Source organism: Hydrogenophaga taeniospiralis CCUG 15921 (genome assembly GCF_001592305.1).
Classification (GTDB): domain Bacteria; phylum Pseudomonadota; class Gammaproteobacteria; order Burkholderiales; family Burkholderiaceae_C; genus Hydrogenophaga; species Hydrogenophaga taeniospiralis.
Genome location: NZ_BCWR01000004.1, coordinates 490545 through 506424, shown reverse-complemented (window position 1 = coordinate 506424; position 15880 = coordinate 490545). Strand labels below are relative to the sequence as shown.

Sequence of the window (15880 nt, the reverse complement as noted above, 5' to 3'; positions counted from 1 at the left end):
CGCCCCGACCATGAAGGTGGCCGTCGTGGGCGGCGGGCGCACCGGGCACCTGAATGCGGTGCTGTTCAAGCAGCGGCCCGGTGTGCACGTGTCGCTGTTGACGCAGCATCCGCAGGTGCTGGCTGCGCATGCGGGCAACGCTGCGCACGCCATCACGGCCTGGCTGCCCGATGGCAGCGCACTGCAGGCACGGCCCGACGTGGTGAGCGAAGACCCGCGCCAGTCGGTAGGCGATGCGGACGTGGTGGTCATCACCGTGCCGGCGCATGTACGCCCCGCCGTGCTCAAGCGCATCGCCGGCTGCCTGCCTGTGCACAAGCCGGTGTTCGTGGGCGCCATTCCCGGCTTCTGCGGCTTCGACTGGCTGGCCGAGCAGGCGCTCGCCGGGCGTCCCAACGCCGTGATCTGGGGCATGAAGGATGTGCCGCACACCGCGTATGAACTCACGCCCGGTGCATCGGTGCGCATGGGCGGCCCCAAGGCCGTGCTGCACATCGCCACGCACGCGCGTGAAACGGCGGCCCTGCAGCAGCAGGCGCAGGCCCTGGTGCAGCGGCTGTACGACGCACCGGTGGAGCTGCTTCGGCACTACCTCGAAATCACGCTGACACCCGGCAACCCCATCATGCACAGCTCGGTGGTCTACGGCCTCGTCGGCCCGTACGCGCAGTTTCATGAGCGCCCGTTGCCCCAGCCCATCCGCTGGTGGACCGAATGCCCCGAACTCGGCGCCTACTTCCTGGAACGCAGCGACGAGGAGAACCAGCGCCTGTGCCGGGCCGCGGAGCAGCGCCTGGGCATCGACCTGTCGTCGGTGAAGCCGCTGCGGCAGGAGATCGTCGAAGCCTACGGCGACCAGATCCGCGACCCGCGCACCATGCTCTCGGTGCTGCGCACCAACAAGGCCTACGACGACATCCTCGCGCCCCTGGTGCGCGACGAAGCCGGCGGCCACTGGATCGACAAGCGCAGCCGCGCCTTCGAGGAAGACGTGGCCTACGGCCTCGCCACCCTGGTGGAGATGGCGCGCAGGCTGGCCGTGCCCATGCCGCACATCGAAGAGATCTCTGCCTGGACCTCGGCCTACATGGGGGGCTTGCGCCATTCCCCGCGCGACTACCTGCCCCAGGCCTGGCCCCACTGAAAGAACCCGACATGAGTTTCGAATCGATTCCCGACCCGGCCGCACTCGCAGCGCCCGCAGCCGCCGAGCAGCGCGCCGCGATCGCGCTGTCCGAACGCAACGCCCTGCGCCGCCTGGTGCGCTGCCTGTTTGCCGAAGGCGTGCTCGACCACCGCGCGCTGCTGTTCGCGCCGAACGGCCGCACGGCCTGGCTGCCGCTGTGGGAGCAGCGCGCGCTGGTGCACTTCGAGCGGCTGTGGGCCGCACCGGCCGACACCTTCGTGAACCAGGGCGGCATCAGCGTGCTGATGCCCGGCCAGGACCCTCGGCCCATCGAGACGGCCGGGCAGCTGATCGACCTGCTGCGCCCCGGCTTCGACTTCACCCCCACCGACGAAGGCGTGGCCGCGCTCAAGGCCGACGTGGCCAACAGCGTGGGCAACGACGCGCAGGCCCGTATCCACCGCGAGGCGTGGAATGCGGCGCTGGGCCAGAGCATCCGCCACAGCGGCTCGGCTGGTCTGGTGGACTACCTGCGCCGCAACGGCAGCACGCGCCGCGCCGCCATGCTGCTCGACCAGTGGGGTTCGCTCGAAGGCCACCCGTTCTATCCCACCTGGAAAGCCAAACCCCACCTCGACGCTGCGCAGGTGGCCGCGCTGTCGCCCGAGTTCGGCGCGCGCGTGCCGGTGCGCATTGCCGCCCTGCGCGCCGACATGGCCTACATGGAGCGCATGCCGCACGTCAGCAGCCTGCACGACTACTTCGCCACCGAGTTCCCCACGCTGTGGGCGCCATGGAAGGCCGGCCTGCGCTCGCGCGGCCTGAACGAAACGCAGTGGCTGCCGCTGCCCCTTCATGCCTGGCATCTCGAGAACTTCGTGAAGCAGCAATACGCAAGCGAGATCGAAGCCGGCCTGCTGATCACAGAGGGCCCCGAGGTGGCCACGGCGCCGACGATGTCGTTCCGCACCATGTTGCCCGACACGCCGGACACCGCGCCCTTCATCAAGCTGCCGGTGGCGCTGTGGCTCACCAGCGAGCAACGCAGCCTGCAGGCGAAATCCATCCACATGGGGCCGCGCATCAGCCATGTGATCCAGCGCATCCTCGCGGCCGAAGGCGGCTTCGAAGGGCGGCTGGAGATCTTTGCCGAGGAGGTGGCCTTCCACTACCGCAACGCCGTCACGCAGGAAGACGCGCCCGGCCGCTACCTCTCGGTGGCCTTCCGCCAGAGCACGCGCGCCTTCGAGCGCAGGGACGGGCTGCTGCCCGTTCCCGTGGCAGCGCTGCTCACGCAGGCGCCGCTCACGCACCGGCCGCTCATCACCGAGCTGATCGAGCGCTCCGGCCAGCGCGCCTCCGCCGACGCCGTGGAGAGCTTCTTCCGTTGCTATGCGCGCGTGGTCACGCAGCCCGTGATCGCGATCTACATGCTCTACGGCATCGGGCTCGAAGCGCACCAGCAAAACACCTCGGTGCTGTTCGACGCGAACGGCGAGCCCAAGGGCCTTCTGATCCGCGACTTCGGCGATGGCCGCACCTATGCACCGCTGCTCAACGAACGCGGCCTCACGCTGCAGCCTTACGTGCACAAGGGCATCCTGCCCACCGTGTTCACCGACGACATCGAGCCCGTGCGCACCTTCGTGATCGACGCCTGCTTCGTGTGCCACCTGCACGAGGTGGCCTTGCTGCTGACCGACGAGTATGGGCTGGCGCCGACGCGGCTGTGGGAGATCCTGCGCGAAGAAACCACGGCGGCGTTCGACGCCGTCGCGTCGAGAACCACGTCCCAGGCCTTCTGGCTGGCCGAGCGTGACGCCTTCCTCGTGCAGCCGTGGCCCACCCGTTCGGTCTTGCGCATGCACCTGCAGCGCTACGCCGACTACCGCTTGCAGCACCTGCTGCCCAACCCGATGGCCACCGCCTCCACGTGAGCACAGAAGCTTCTTCCGCCCCACCGGCGGATCGCGGCAGCGAGCGCGCGATCCGCCTGCTCTTCGTGATCCAGCTCGTCTCCATGGGGGCCATGGAGATGAGCGGCCCCTTCTGGCCGGTGCACCTGCGTGCGCTCGTCGGCAGTGAGGGCCTTTTCGCCTTCGCCGCCATCGCGGTGTACGTGGGGCCCATGCTGGGCATCATGCTGACCAGCGCCTTCTGGGGCCGCATCGGCGACCGTCGCGGCCACAAGCCGATGATGATCCGCGCGCTGATGGGCCTGGCGCTCACGCAGCTGGCGCTGGCCTTCTGCACCGACGTGTGGGCCATCCTCGCGTTGCGTTTCATGCAGGGGGCCTGCGCCGGATTCATTGCGCCGGCGCAGGCCTATGGCGTGGCGGTGGTGTCGCCGCTGCGGCGAGCGCGTCTCTTCGCCTTCCTGCAGGTGTCCACCAACGTGGGTTCGCTGGGGGGGGCCATGGCGGGCGGCCTGATCCTCGACACGGCGAGCTTTTTCTGGATCAACACGACGGCGGCGCTGCTGTGCGCATCGTGTGCGCTGGCGACATGGGTGCTGCTGCCGGCGGCCACGCACTCGGGCCCAGCGCCCGCCGCGAAGAGCGCCACGACCGAACCCGGCCGGCAGGCGTGGCGCCGTGCGCCCATCGTCGGGCTGCTGTTCATCATCGGCCTGCTGCTGATGAGCCGCATGCTCACGCAGACCACGTTCTCGCTGTACGTGCGTTCGGTGTTTGGCGTGGACAACTGGGTGGCGGGCCTGTGCTATGGCTTGCTGGCGCTGGGCTTCGTGGTCTCGGCCCCGCGCTGGGCGCGCCACTTCGAAGGCAAGTCCTGGCCGGAGGTGCTGCCGCAGGTCGCCGTGGTGGCCGCGGCCTGCGCGGTGCTCACGGCGCTGGCCGGCTTCACGCACCTGGTGGCCGTGTTCGTGGCGATCCACTTCGCCTGGGGGCTGCTGCTGGGCGCCACCACGCCGGTGCTCACCGCGCTGATCTCCACCGCCGCCGGGCCGCGCCACCAGGGTCACGTGCTGGGTGTGGCGCAGAGCACGGGCCAGTTCGCCTCCATCACCGGCATCGCGCTCGGCATGGGCTTCACGCAGGTGGCGGGCCTCGAGCACATCTACGCCTTCGTCGCGCTGTTCTACGCCATGGTGGTGGTGGTCGTCGCCGTGATGCGAAGACGTTCGCGCAGCGCGCCCGCCGCCACCGCGCCGGAACAGCTGCCGTCCTGAGTTGTCACGAGAGAAACCATGAACCCCACGACAGAACACAAGACTTCTTCATCACGCCGGTGGCTCCTCGCCGGTCTCGGGGCGACGGTGGCCGCCGGCGCCATCGCGGCCTGGCGGCTCGCCACGCCATCGGCCGATGTGCCCCAGGCCGCGACGCCCGCTGCGGCCACGGCCACGACAGCGACAACGATCACCGACCTGCGGGGCCGCAAGGTACAGGTGCGCCTGCCCGTGCAGCGCGTGATGCTGGGCGAAGGCCGCCAGCTCTACCTGCTGGCCGCGCTGGACACCGAAGACCCGCTGCACCGCATCGTCGCGTGGCGCAAGGACATGATCCAGGCCGACCCGGACACCTATGCGCTCTACAAGGCCAGGTTCCCGAAAATCGCCGATATCCCGACCTTCGGCGGCTTCGAGGACGGCACCTTTGACATCGAGCAGGCCATCGCGCTGAAACCCGACGTGATCCTGCTCAACGTGGAGGCGCAGCGTGCCACCGACGATGCGCGCTATATCGAAAAGCTCGACGCGGTGGGCATCCCCGTGGTGTACGTGGACTTCCGCCACCAGCCGGTGGAAAACACCGAACCCACCATGCGCCTGTTCGGCCAGTTGCTCGGCAAGGAAGTGCGCGCGCAGGCGCTGATCGACTTCCGCCGCCAGCAGCTCGCGCGGGTGACCGACGTGATCGCAGCGCGGCAGCCGGCGCGGCCCAAGGTGTTCATCGAGCGCATCGGCGGCTACAGCCAGGACTGCTGCCTCACCTTCGGCGACGAGAACTTCGGCCGCTACGTCGAGATGGCCGGCGGCACCAACATCGCCAAGGGCCTGGTGCCCGGCACCTTCGGTCAGCTCAATGCCGAGCAGGTGCTCGCCACCGATCCGGCGCACGTGGTGGTGACCAGCGCCAACTGGGAGGCCTACGTGCCCGGCGGCCGCTGGGTCGGCGTGGGCCCGGGCGCAGACCTCGCCGAGGCGACCCGCAAGCTGGAGGGCTATCTCGAACGACCGGCGTATGCGGCCACCAGTGCGCAACGCAACCGCGCCTTCCACGCCATCTGGCACCAGTTCTACAACAGCCCCTACCAGTTCGTGGCGGTGCAGCAGCTGGCCAAGTGGCTGCACCCGGAGTTGTTTGCCGACCTCGACCCAGACGCGACCTTCCGCGAATTGCACGAGCGCTTCCTGCCCATCGCCTACCGCCCGGGCTATTTCGTGAGCCTCGCGCGCGAGGCCGCCGCGAAAGGGGATGCGCCATGAGCAGCACCCTGCCGTTGACCGCGCCACCCGCCGGCCAGTACCGCGTGCTGGTCAAGCGCCGCCAGGCCTTGCTCGCGTTGCTGGCCTTGCTGCTGCTGGGCAGCTTCCTGCTCGACCTGGCGCTCGGCCCCACGCGCTATGGCCTGGGGGAAGTGGTGCGCGCACTGCTGTGGCCCGCTGAAGCCTCGCCGCAGGCGCGCGTGGTGATGTGGGAGATCCGCCTGCCGGTGGCGTTGATGGCCGTCGTGGTGGGTGCGGCCTTGTCGCTGGCCGGCGCGCAGATGCAGACCGTGCTCAACAACCCGCTGGCCAGCCCCTTCACGCTGGGCGTGTCGGCCGCGGCCAGCTTCGGCGCGGCACTCGGCCTGGCCTTCGGTGTGCGGCTGCTGCCGGTGGCCTTTCCGGCCGTGGCCGACTACATCGTTCCGATCAACGCCTTTATGATGGCGCTGCTGTGCTCGGGGCTCATCCACGCCCTGAGCCTGCGCCGCGGGGTGACGGTCGAAACCATCGTGCTGCTGGGCATCGCGCTGGTGTTCACCTTCAATGCGCTGCTGGCGCTGGTGCAGTACTTCGCGAGTGAACAGGCCGTGGCCGCGGTGGTGTTCTGGACCATGGGCAGCCTCACCAAGGCTACCTGGCCCAAGCTCACCATCACCACGCTCGCGCTGGTGTGCACGCTGCCGCTGTTCGCCAGGCAGGCCTGGGCGCTCACGGCATTGCGCCTGGGCGACGACAAGGCCGCCAGCTTCGGCATCAACGTGCGGCGGCTGCGCCTGCAGACCTTGGTGCTGGTGAGCCTGCTGGCGGCGTTTCCGGTCGCCTTCGTCGGCACCATCGGCTTCATCGGCCTGGTGGGCCCGCACATCGCGCGGCTGCTCATCGGCGAAGACCAGCGCTTCTTCATGCCGGCCTCGATGCTGGCCGGGGCGTTGATCCTCTCGCTGAGCTCGGTGGTCAGCAAGACCCTGGTGCCCGGCGCGATCTTCCCCATCGGCGTGATCACTTCTTTGATCGGCGTGCCGTTTTTCATCTCCCTCATCCTCAGCAGCCGGAGACGCACATGGTGAGCCTGCAACTGAAGGGCGTGGGCGCCGGCTACGGCCGCACGCTCACCGTGTCCGGCGTCACCACGCCGGTGTTCACCGGCGGCGAGGTGGTGGCCGTGATCGGCCCCAACGCGGCGGGCAAGTCCACGCTCTTCAAGCGCATCGCCGGCCTGCTGAAAGGCCCGGGCGAGCTCCAGCTCGAAGGCTCGCGCAAGGGCGAGGCCGGCATTGTCTACATGCCGCAGGACACCTCGGCCAGCCCGGCGCTCACGGTGTACGAGTCGGTGCTGCTGGCGCGCAAGCAGCACGGCGGCGGCTGGGCCGTGCGGCCCGAAGACCTGGCGCTCATCGACGAAACGCTCGCCTCGCTCGGCATCCGCGACATCGCCTTCCGCCAGCTCGGAGAACTCAGCGGCGGCCAGCGCCAACTGGCCTCGATCGCCCAGACCCTGGTGCGCGACCCCGAGGTGCTGTTGATGGACGAACCCACCAGCGCGCTCGACCTGCACCGGCAGCTGCAAGTGCTCGCCTTCACCCGCGAACTGGCCCGCCGCCGTGGGCTGCTGGTCTTCATCGCGATCCACGACCTCAACCAGGCTCTTCGGTTTTCGGACCAGACACTGGTGCTGGCCAATGGCTGCCTGTGCGCCAGCGGCTCCAGCAGCACGGTCATTTCGACCGAGATGCTGAGCGAGATCTACCAGGTGAACGCTCGTGTGGAGCCGTGCTCGCGCGGCACGCTGCAGGTGATCGTGGACGGGATGGTGGACGAGCCGGCGGTGGCATAGGGCGCCTGCCGCACGGGGCGGCTGAGCGGTCCGCCGCCGGGAACCTTAGAGCGCTACCGGCATCCCGCTGCGCAGCGACTGCGTGAGCGCCTGGCCGATGCGGGTGGCTTCGGTGGCGTCGTTCAGTGTGAGCGGGCTTGGGCGCTCGCCACGGCAGGCCGCGACGAAGGCTTCCATCTCCAGCCGGAAGGCGTCGCCGAAGCGCGCGAAAAAGTCGGGCAGGGCGCGGTGGCCCACGCCGCAGGCGTCGCGGTACTGCACGCGGCTCAGGTGCGCGCCCATGCCCACCTGCAGCGTGCCGGTGGTGCCGATCACCTCGGTGGTGGTCTCGTGGCCGTGCGGCATGGTGCGGCTGGCGTAGAACACGGCGCGCTGGCCGCCCTCGAACTCCACGATACCCATGCCGTTGTCCACGTCGCCGTGTTCGGCCAGCGCGGGGTGCAGGGCGATGGTGCCGCTGGCGAAGGCTCGCGTGGCTTTCGGGTTGCCCAGCATCCAGCGCGCCAGGTCGATGTCGTGCACGCTGCAGTCCATGAAGATGCCGCCCGACGAGCCGGCAAAGCGCACGAAGAAGCCCGATTCGTCGTTCTGGTCGCAGGTCTGTGAACGCACCAGGAAGGGCTTGCCCAGGTCGCCGCTGTCGATGGCGGCCTTGGCCTCGGCGTAGCTGGGGTCGAAGCGGCGCACGAAGCCCACCATGGCCACGAGGTTCGGGTGCTCCTTCGCAACGGCTTCCACCGCCTCGCAGGTGGCCACGTCCAGCGACAGCGGTTTTTCCACGAACACGTGTTTGCCCGCGCGCAGGCAGGCGATGGTCTGGTCGGCGTGCAGCGTGGTGGGGGTGACCAGCACCACGGCGTCGACGTCCGGGTCGGCCAGCAGGGCGTCGAGCGTGCCGTGGCAGCGGCCCACGCCCAGTTCGCTGCGCGCCCAGTCGAGCTCGGCGGTCACGGGGCTGCAGGCCGCCACCAGGCACGCGCCCGGGGTGTGGCGTGCGAGCTGTTCGGCGTGGCGTTTGCCGAGCCGGCCCAGGCCGGCGATGCCGACGTTGAGTGTTGGAATGCTCATGACAGTCCTTGGAGGGTGAAGGGCTTGCGTCTCTGTTCCAGCGCACGCCGTGGAACTGGCTTTGCCAGGCCACAGGCGTGGTCCTCCTGGGGGGAAGACGCGAAGCGGCGCAGGGGGGTTACAGGACGACCGGCTGACCGGTCTGGGCACTCTGCGCGGCCGCGTCGGCCAGCTTCTGCGCCAGCACGCCGTCCTGCACCGTGGTCTTGAAGGGCTGGCCGCTTTGCAGGCAGGCGAAGAAGTGTTCGATCTCCAGCCGGTAGGCGGCGGCGTAGCGCTGCAGGAAGAAGGCCTCGGGCTTGTCGGCCTTCACGCCGTTCGCGTCCCACTGCAGCACTTCGCTGGGCGTGTGGTTGCCACACTGCAGCAGGCCGGCCGAGCCCAGCACCTCGAAGCGCTGGTCGTAGCCGTAGGCGGCGCGGCGCGTGGTGTTGATCTGGCACAGCCGGCCCTTGGTCGTGCGGATGGTGACGGCGGTGCAGTCGAAGTCGCCCGCGGCGCCCACGGCCGGGTCGGTCAGCACCGAGCCGGTGGCGGACAGCCAGGCGGCCTCGTCGCCGTCGGCGCAGAGGATCCAGCGGAACACGTCGAAGTCGTGGATCAGCATGTCGCGGAAGATGCCGCCGGACTGTTTGATGTAGTCCACCGGCGGCGCGCCGGGGTCGCGGCTGGTGATGACCAGCATTTCGGGCTTGCCGATCTCGCCCGCGTCCATGCGGCGGCGGGCTTCGTTGAAGGTGGGGTCGAAACGGCGCTGGAAGCCGATCATGCAGCCCACGCCAGCGGCGGCCACGGCCTGGGCCACGGCTTCGGCGCGCGGCACGGACAGGTCCACCGGCTTCTCGCAGAAGATGTGTTTGCCCGCGGCGGCGGCCCGTGTGATCAGTTCGCTGTGGGTGCTGGTGGGCGAGCAGATGGCCATCGCGTCGATGGACGGATCGGCGAACACGGCGTCGATGGTCGACACCTCGGCGCCCAGCGCCTGGGCCAGGTCGGCGGCGGCCGCGGGCACGGCGTCGCAGACGTATTTGAGCTGGACGCCCGGCAGGGCGGCGAGGTTGGCGGCGTGGATGCGGCCGATGCGGCCGGCGCCAAAAACGGCAACGTTTTTCATGGAAGTTCGGTCAGGTGGTGGGTTGGAGAAAGGGGTTGCGCGGTGCCACGGCGCTCAACGCGACGCGGCACCGCTGGGCTTGTATTCGAGTTCGAGCCGGTAGGCCAGGGCGATGAACAGGCACTGCGCCAGGGCCATGGTGCTGGAGAGCGCGCGGAAACCGAACACCGCGCTTTCTTGCACCACCAGCGCCACGTCGGCCATCTGGGCCAGTGCGCCGACGCGGCTGTCGGTGATGGCGATCACCGGCACGCCGGCGTTGGCGGCCTGCCGCACCACGCCCATGGTTTCTTCGGCGTAGGGGGCAAAACTCACAGCCACCATCACGTCGCCCTGGCGCAGGCCGCGCAGCTGGCCGCTGTGCATGGCGCCGGTGAAGTCGACCAGCTGCACCGGTTTGTCGGTGTGCTGCAGGGCGTAGGCCAGGTAGGTGGCCACCGGGAAAGCCCGGCGCGCGCCGGCCACCCAGAGCGAGGACGCGTGGGCCAGCAGGTCCACCGCGCGGTCGATCGGCAGGTCGGGCAGCTGTCGGCGCAGTTCTTCGAGGCCGGCCACGGCCCCGCCCACGAATTCCTGGGCGATGCCGGCGCTGTCCAGCGGGTGGTCGCTGCGCGCCACGGCTTCGCGGATGCGATTCTGGTAGCTGCGGCTGGGGGCGATCTGGGTGGACAGCCCGGCGCGAAACAGCGCCTGCATCTCCGAGAAGCCCGAGAAACCGAAATGTTTGGCAAAACGCACCACGGCCGAGGGCTGCACGCCACAGTGGTCGGCGATGTCCTGGATGCGTTCCAGCCCCACGTGGTCGCGGTGCTGCTCGATGTAGGCGCCGATGAGCTTGAGCTGGCGGCTGAGCTGCCCGTGCTCGCGCACCAGGCGTTGCAGGAACTCGTCCACCGGGGTGAGCGGCTTGGCTGGGGTCATGGTCTGGGGTGGCGTGAAGGGCAGGGAGAAGGGCTCCGCTGCGGTGGAACGAACTGTAGCCGAGAAATGGAAAAATAGAAAAAATCTTTCATTAGGGAAAACATCTAGAACAAATATTCTTTTCCGGTTTTAACATCCGCCCGTGCCACCGTTTGGCTGGGTCTTGCCCGCCCCTGACGGCACGCTGGCTTTCGCTTCCACAACCCGACTGGAGACAACATGAACGCTTCATCCCTGCGCCCCGTGCTCAAGACCCTGGCCCTGGCCGCCCTGCTGGCCGCCGGCGCCGCCCACGCCGAGGGCCGCTACATCCTCATCAGCCACGCCCCGGATTCGGACTCGTGGTGGAACACCATCAAGAACTCCGTCAAACAGGCGGGTGAGGACTACGGGGTGACGGTCGAATACCGCAACCCCGCCAACGGCGATCTGGCCGACATGGCGCGCCTGATCGAGCAAGCCGCGGCGCAGAACGTGGACGGTGTGATCACCACCATCGCCGACTTCAACGTGCTGCAGGGCGCGCTGAAGAAAGTGACCGACAAGAAGATTCCGCTCATCACCATCAACTCCGGCACCACCGCGCAGAGCGAAAAACTCGGCGCCATCATGCACGTGGGCCAGCCCGAGTACGAAGCCGGCAAGGGCGCGGGCGAGCGCGCCAAGGCCGCGGGTGTGAAGAGCTTCCTGTGCGTGAACCACTACGCCACCAACCCGGCCTCGTTCGACCGTTGCCGTGGATTTGCCGAGGCCATCGGCGCCGACTTCAAGAAGAGCACCATCGACTCCGGCGACGACCCGACCACCATCGAGTCCAAGGTCAGCGCCTACCTGCGCCAGAACAGCGGCACCCAGGCCGTCCTGGCCCTGGGCCCGACCTCGGCCCACCCCACACTCAAGGCGCTGGAAAAGGGCGGCCAGACCGGCAAGATCTGGTTCGCCACCTTTGACCTGTCCGACGAGATCGGCAAGGGCATCAAGAGCGGCGCCGTCCAGTTCGGCATCGACCAGCAGCCCTACCTGCAGGGCTACATCCCGGTGGCGGTGATGGCGTCCATGAAGGCCATGAAGACGAACGACATCAAGAAGGTGTCCGAGGCCATCCAGGCCAACGCCAAGACCCAGGCCCGCTTCAAGGAATACGGCCTGGCACCGGCCTTCGGCGCGCGCCACATCGGCTCGGGCCCGGGCTTCGTGACCAAGGACACCCTGCCCAAGGTGGAGAAGTACGCCGGTCAGTACCGCTGACCGGATCGCGGACCGGTGCCCGGATGGGCCCGGTCCGCTGCCAGTGAACCCTCTGAGGAAATGAAATGGCCAGTGCAAACTTGAGCGGCACGCCCGCCAACCTGCCGGGCGACGAGCGCATGCGCAACGTCGGCGCCTTGCGCAAACTGCTCGCCCGACCGGAGTTCGGGGCGATCGCCGGCACCCTGCTCGTGGTGGCGATCTTTGTGATGGCCGCGGGCGATTCGGGCATGTTCAGCGCCGAAGGCTCCGTCAACTGGGGCACCGTGGCGGCGTTCCTGGGCATCATCGCCGTGGGCGCGGCCCTGCTGATGATCGCGGGCGAGTTCGACCTGTCGGTCGGCTCCATGATCGGCTTCGCCGGCATGATGGTGGCGATCCCGATCCTGGAGTGGGGCTGGGCACCGAGCCTGGCCGTGCTGTTCGCCTTTGCCTGCGCCATGGCCCTGGGCTGGCTCAACGGCTGGCTGGTGATCAAGACCGGCCTGCCCAGCTTCATCGTGACCCTGGCCTTCTTCTTCATCCTGCGCGGCCTGTCGCTCGCCGTGGCCGTGCTGCTGACGGGCAAGACCATCCTCTCCAGCAGCGGCGACGTGGTGCTGCACGAGGCCATGATGGCCGACCCCATCGTTAACGCCCTGTTCCATGGCCATGTGCTCACCGGCCTGTTTGACGCGCTGTCCGCAGCGGGCTGGATGGCCGCGCGCGACGACGGCACCGCGCTGGCGATTGGCGTGCCCAAGGTGGTGGTGTGGTGGCTGCTGCTCACGGCGGTGGGCGCCTTCGTGCTGGCCCGTACCCGCGCGGGCAACTGGATCCTGTCGGTGGGCGGCGACGCCAACGCCGCCAAGAACGTGGGCATTCCGGTGGCCAAGGTCAAGATCGGCCTGTTCATGTTCACCGCCTTCTGCGCCACGCTGTTCGCGGTGTTGCAGGTGGCCGACGCCGGTTCGGCCGCGGCCGACCGGGGCCTGCAGAAAGAATTCGAAGCCATCATCGCGGCGGTCATCGGAGGCTGCCTGCTCACCGGCGGCTACGGCTCGGTGATCGGCGCGGCGTTTGGCGCGCTGATCTTCGGCATGGTGCAGATCGGCATCGGCTACACCAGCATCGACAACAACTGGTACCGCGTGTTCCTCGGCGTGATGCTGCTGATCGCCGTGCTGTTCAACAACTACATCCGTCGCCGCTACGCGATGGGCAGGACGTGAACACCCCCCCGCGCCGCCTTCGGCGTCACCCCCCAGGGGGCGCCACTGGCAGCCCGGCGAAGCCGGTTCTGCGGTGGCCTTGGGTGGGCGTTGCTTCGTGACACCCCGTTTGCTGATTTTCTGAAGGAACATTTTGTGAGTGACTACATCCTTCAACTCGAAGACATCTCCAAGTTCTTCGGCCCCGTGATCGCGCTGAACGGCGTGACCCTGCGACTGAAAAAGGGTGAGGTGCATTGCCTGCTGGGCGACAACGGCGCGGGCAAGTCCACGCTGATCAAGACGCTGGCCGGTGTGCACCTGCCCGACAAGGGGCAGTACCTGGTGGATGGCAAGGAGGTGCGCCTGCGTTCGCCACGCGACGCGCTGGACGCCGGTGTCGCCACCGTGTACCAGGACCTGGCGCTGGTGCCGCTGATGAGCGTGGCGCGCAACTTCTTCATGGGCCGCGAGCCGGTGCGCCGCCTGCTGGGTCTGGTGCCGGTGATGGACCACGCCACCGCCGAACGCATCTCGGTGGAAAAGCTCAGCGAGATGGGCATCCGCGTGCGCGACGCGGGGCAGATGGTGGGCACCATGTCGGGCGGAGAAAAGCAGTGCCTGGCCATTGCCCGGGCCATCCACTTCGGTGCGCGCGTGCTGATCCTGGACGAACCCACAGCGGCCCTGGGCGTGAAGCAGAGCGCGAACGTGCTCAAGCTCATCGTCAAGGCGCGCGCACGCGGCATCTCGGTCATCTTCATCACCCACAACGCCAACCACGCCTACCCGGTGGGCGACAGCTTCACCCTGCTCAACCGCGGCAAGTCCATGGGCACCTACGCCAAGGCCGACATTTCCAAGGAAGCGCTGCTGGACATGATGGCCGGTGGGGCCGAGATGAAGACGCTGATGGAAGACCTGGAAGGAGTGACCATCTGATGCCCAAGCTTTCATTCCCGCCGGGGCGCACGCACGACCTGGCCTGCCTGGGCCGGCTCGCGGTGGACCTGTACGCCCAGCAGTTCGGCAGCCGCCTGGAAGACGCGCGCAGCCTGGCCATGTACCTGGGCGGCAGCTCGGCCAACCTGGCCTTCGGTGTGGCGCGCCTGGGTTGCAGGAGCGCCATGGTCTCGCGCGTGGGCAACGAGCAGATGGGCCGCTTCCTGCTGGAGCGCCTGCAGGCCGAAGGCTGCGACGTGAGCCAGGTGCAGATCGACCTGCAACGCCTGACCGCCCTGGTGCTGCTGGGCATCAAGGACCGCGACACTTTCCCGCTGCTGTTCGTGCGTGAGAACTGCGCCGACATGGCCATCGACGCTTCGGCCATCAGCGAGGACTTCATCGCCCAGTGCCGTGCGCTGGCCATCACCGGCACCCACCTGTCCACCGAAGGCACGCGCGCCGCCGCGCACAAGGCGCTGCAGGCCGCGCGTCGCCACGGCACCGTGACCGTGCTGGACATCGACTACCGCCCCGTGCTGTGGGGCCTCACCTCGCGCGGCGCGGGCGAGAACCGCTACGTGGCCGACGCGGGCGTGACGCGCCAGCTGCAGGAATCGCTGCCGCTGTTCGATCTGCTGGTGGGCACGGAAGAAGAGTTCTTCATTGCGGGAGGTGTGGCGGACGACCTGATCGCCAGCCTGCGCGCCGTGCGCGCGCTGTGCCCGCAGGCCACGCTGGTGGTCAAGCGAGGCGCCCTGGGCTGTTGCGTGATCGAAGGCGCTGTGCCCGACCACATCGACGCCGCGCCCACCTACCGGGGCGAACGCGTGGAGGTGCTCAACGTGCTGGGCGCGGGCGACGCTTTCCTCTCGGGTCTGATGGCCAGCCTGCTGCAGGGCAAGGACTGGGCCGAAGCGACCCAGGTGGCCAACGCCTGCGGCGCCATCGTGGTCTCGCGCCATGCCTGCTCGGCCGCCATGCCCACGCCGGCCGAACTGGCCCACTGGTTCGGCGGCAGCCGTTGCCCCAAGGTCGACGCCGACGAGCAGCTGGCCCACCTTCACCGCGTGACGGCCGCACGCCCGAGCTGGAACGAGCTGTGCGTGATGGCCTTCGACCACCGCAGCCAGTTCTACGACATCGCGCGCGCCGCTGGCGCCAGCGAATCGCGCATTCCAGCCTTGAAGAAGCTGCTGGTGCAGGCGGCCGAGCAGGTGGAGCGCAGCCGCCAACTGCAGGGCCACACCGGGGTTCTGATCGACGGCGGCGACTACGGCCGCGACGCGCTGGCCAGTGCCACCGGGCGCGGCTGGTGGGTGGGTCGCCCGGTCGAGCTGCCCGGTTCGCGCCCCTTGCGTTTTGACGGCACGCGTTCGGTGGGCAGCGCGCTCATCCACTGGCCGACCGAGCAGGTGGTCAAGTGCCTGGTGCACTACCACCCGGACGATCACTTTGAGCTGCGCCTGCAGCAGGAGCAGACGGTGTTGGAACTGTGGGAGGCCACGCGCGAGAGCGGCAACGAGCTGCTGCTGGAGATCATTCCCCCGAAGGCGATGACGCCCGACGGCACGGCAGACGCCGCCGTGCTGCGCGCGGTCAAGCGCTTCTACAACCTGGGTGTGAAACCCGAATGGTGGAAGCTCGCGCCCATGCAGGAGCAAGGCTGGCGCGATCTGGAAGCGCTCATCAGCGAGCGCGACCGCCACTGCCGCGGCGCCGTGATCCTGGGCCTGAACCAGCCGCTGGATTTCCTGGCGTCCAGTTTTGCCAACGCCACCAACCCCATCGTCAAGGGTTTCATGGTCGGGCGCACACTCTGGGCCGACGCCTCGCTCAAGTGGTTCCGCGGCGATATCGACGACGCGGCCCTGATCGACGAGGTGGCTCGCAACTTCGCGGTGCTGGTGGACGCCTGGCGCTCGCGCCACACCGCACAACGCGCAGCAGCCTGAACATGGACCATCCCCGCGTCGCCTTCGGC

The 15880-nt window shown here is 68.6% G+C and carries 13 protein-coding genes; 10 read left to right on the top strand and 3 right to left on the bottom strand.

Translation table 11 applies throughout. The annotated features are described in order from the left end of the window. The first annotated feature begins 10 nt into the window (after positions 1-10). The 6 genes from HTA01S_RS06270 to HTA01S_RS06245 are packed head-to-tail and all read left to right on the top strand — an operon-like array spanning position 11 to position 7413. Positions 11-1144: an NAD/NADP-dependent octopine/nopaline dehydrogenase family protein gene (locus HTA01S_RS06270; RefSeq protein WP_068167894.1), complete on the top strand. Its 1134-nt coding sequence runs from the start codon at positions 11-13 to the stop codon at positions 1142-1144. 11 nt (positions 1145-1155) lie between these two features. Continuing rightward, positions 1156-3063 carry an IucA/IucC family protein gene (locus HTA01S_RS06265; protein ID WP_068167891.1) on the top strand — a complete coding sequence of 636 codons (1908 nt, stop codon included), beginning with the start codon at positions 1156-1158 and terminating at the stop codon, positions 3061-3063. After that, positions 3060-4316, top strand: coding sequence for an MFS transporter (locus HTA01S_RS06260; RefSeq protein ID WP_068167888.1), 1257 nt, complete (start codon positions 3060-3062; stop codon positions 4314-4316). Before HTA01S_RS06265 ends, HTA01S_RS06260 begins: the two co-directional genes overlap by 4 nt. A gap of 18 nt (positions 4317-4334) precedes the next feature. After that, positions 4335-5576, top strand: coding sequence for an ABC transporter substrate-binding protein (locus HTA01S_RS06255; protein WP_084235894.1), 1242 nt, complete (start codon positions 4335-4337; stop codon positions 5574-5576). Further along, positions 5573-6646: a FecCD family ABC transporter permease gene (locus HTA01S_RS06250; protein WP_068167879.1), complete on the top strand. Its 1074-nt coding sequence runs from the start codon at positions 5573-5575 to the stop codon at positions 6644-6646. The genes HTA01S_RS06255 and HTA01S_RS06250 overlap by 4 nt, the downstream gene beginning before the upstream one ends. Beyond that, positions 6640-7413, top strand: a complete 774-nt coding sequence (locus HTA01S_RS06245; protein ID WP_068167876.1) for an ABC transporter ATP-binding protein — start codon at positions 6640-6642, stop codon at positions 7411-7413. Before HTA01S_RS06250 ends, HTA01S_RS06245 begins: the two co-directional genes overlap by 7 nt. Positions 7414-7458: 45 nt before the next feature. Here the strand turns inward: HTA01S_RS06245 and HTA01S_RS06240 are convergent, their stop codons facing one another. From HTA01S_RS06240 to HTA01S_RS06230, 3 genes are all read right to left on the bottom strand, one after another. After that, positions 7459-8481 (bottom strand): Gfo/Idh/MocA family protein, encoded by a 1023-nt coding sequence (locus HTA01S_RS06240; protein WP_068167873.1) that lies wholly within the window; start codon positions 8479-8481, stop codon positions 7459-7461. 118 nt (positions 8482-8599) lie between these two features. After that, positions 8600-9595, bottom strand: a complete 996-nt coding sequence (iolG, locus tag HTA01S_RS06235) for an inositol 2-dehydrogenase (RefSeq protein WP_068167870.1) — start codon at positions 9593-9595, stop codon at positions 8600-8602. Positions 9596-9649: 54 nt separating this feature from the next. Next, positions 9650-10516: a MurR/RpiR family transcriptional regulator gene (locus HTA01S_RS06230; protein WP_068167868.1), complete on the bottom strand. Its 867-nt coding sequence runs from the start codon at positions 10514-10516 to the stop codon at positions 9650-9652. 219 nt (positions 10517-10735) lie between these two features. Here HTA01S_RS06230 and HTA01S_RS06225 point away from each other — a divergent pair, with 219 nt between their 5' ends. The 4 genes from HTA01S_RS06225 (at position 10736) to HTA01S_RS06210 (ending at position 15851) form a co-directional block, all read left to right on the top strand. Next, positions 10736-11764, top strand: coding sequence for a sugar ABC transporter substrate-binding protein (locus HTA01S_RS06225; protein WP_068167866.1), 1029 nt, complete (start codon positions 10736-10738; stop codon positions 11762-11764). A 65-nt stretch (positions 11765-11829) separates the two neighbouring features. Next, positions 11830-12975: an ABC transporter permease gene (locus tag HTA01S_RS06220; RefSeq protein WP_068167864.1), complete on the top strand. Its 1146-nt coding sequence runs from the start codon at positions 11830-11832 to the stop codon at positions 12973-12975. A gap of 135 nt (positions 12976-13110) precedes the next feature. Continuing rightward, positions 13111-13896, top strand: a complete 786-nt coding sequence (locus HTA01S_RS06215; RefSeq protein ID WP_084235893.1) for an ATP-binding cassette domain-containing protein — start codon at positions 13111-13113, stop codon at positions 13894-13896. Further along, positions 13896-15851 carry a bifunctional 5-dehydro-2-deoxygluconokinase/5-dehydro-2-deoxyphosphogluconate aldolase gene (locus tag HTA01S_RS06210; protein WP_068167854.1) on the top strand — a complete coding sequence of 652 codons (1956 nt, stop codon included), beginning with the start codon at positions 13896-13898 and terminating at the stop codon, positions 15849-15851. The genes HTA01S_RS06215 and HTA01S_RS06210 overlap by 1 nt, the downstream gene beginning before the upstream one ends. Positions 15852-15880 lie beyond the last annotated feature (29 nt).

Coding starts and splice junctions, on each gene's coding strand:
- HTA01S_RS06270 (WP_068167894.1), top strand. CDS start 11: ATGAAGGTGGCCGTCGTGGGCGGCGGGCGCACCGGGCACCTGAATGCG.
- HTA01S_RS06265 (WP_068167891.1), top strand. CDS start 1,156: ATGAGTTTCGAATCGATTCCCGACCCGGCCGCACTCGCAGCGCCCGCA.
- HTA01S_RS06255 (WP_084235894.1), top strand. CDS start 4,335: ATGAACCCCACGACAGAACACAAGACTTCTTCATCACGCCGGTGGCTC.
- HTA01S_RS06250 (WP_068167879.1), top strand. CDS start 5,573: ATGAGCAGCACCCTGCCGTTGACCGCGCCACCCGCCGGCCAGTACCGC.
- HTA01S_RS06245 (WP_068167876.1), top strand. CDS start 6,640: ATGGTGAGCCTGCAACTGAAGGGCGTGGGCGCCGGCTACGGCCGCACG.
- HTA01S_RS06240 (WP_068167873.1), bottom strand. CDS start 8,481: ATGAGCATTCCAACACTCAACGTCGGCATCGCCGGCCTGGGCCGGCTC.
- iolG (WP_068167870.1), bottom strand. CDS start 9,595: ATGAAAAACGTTGCCGTTTTTGGCGCCGGCCGCATCGGCCGCATCCAC.
- HTA01S_RS06230 (WP_068167868.1), bottom strand. CDS start 10,516: ATGACCCCAGCCAAGCCGCTCACCCCGGTGGACGAGTTCCTGCAACGC.
- HTA01S_RS06225 (WP_068167866.1), top strand. CDS start 10,736: ATGAACGCTTCATCCCTGCGCCCCGTGCTCAAGACCCTGGCCCTGGCC.
- HTA01S_RS06220 (WP_068167864.1), top strand. CDS start 11,830: ATGGCCAGTGCAAACTTGAGCGGCACGCCCGCCAACCTGCCGGGCGAC.
- HTA01S_RS06210 (WP_068167854.1), top strand. CDS start 13,896: ATGCCCAAGCTTTCATTCCCGCCGGGGCGCACGCACGACCTGGCCTGC.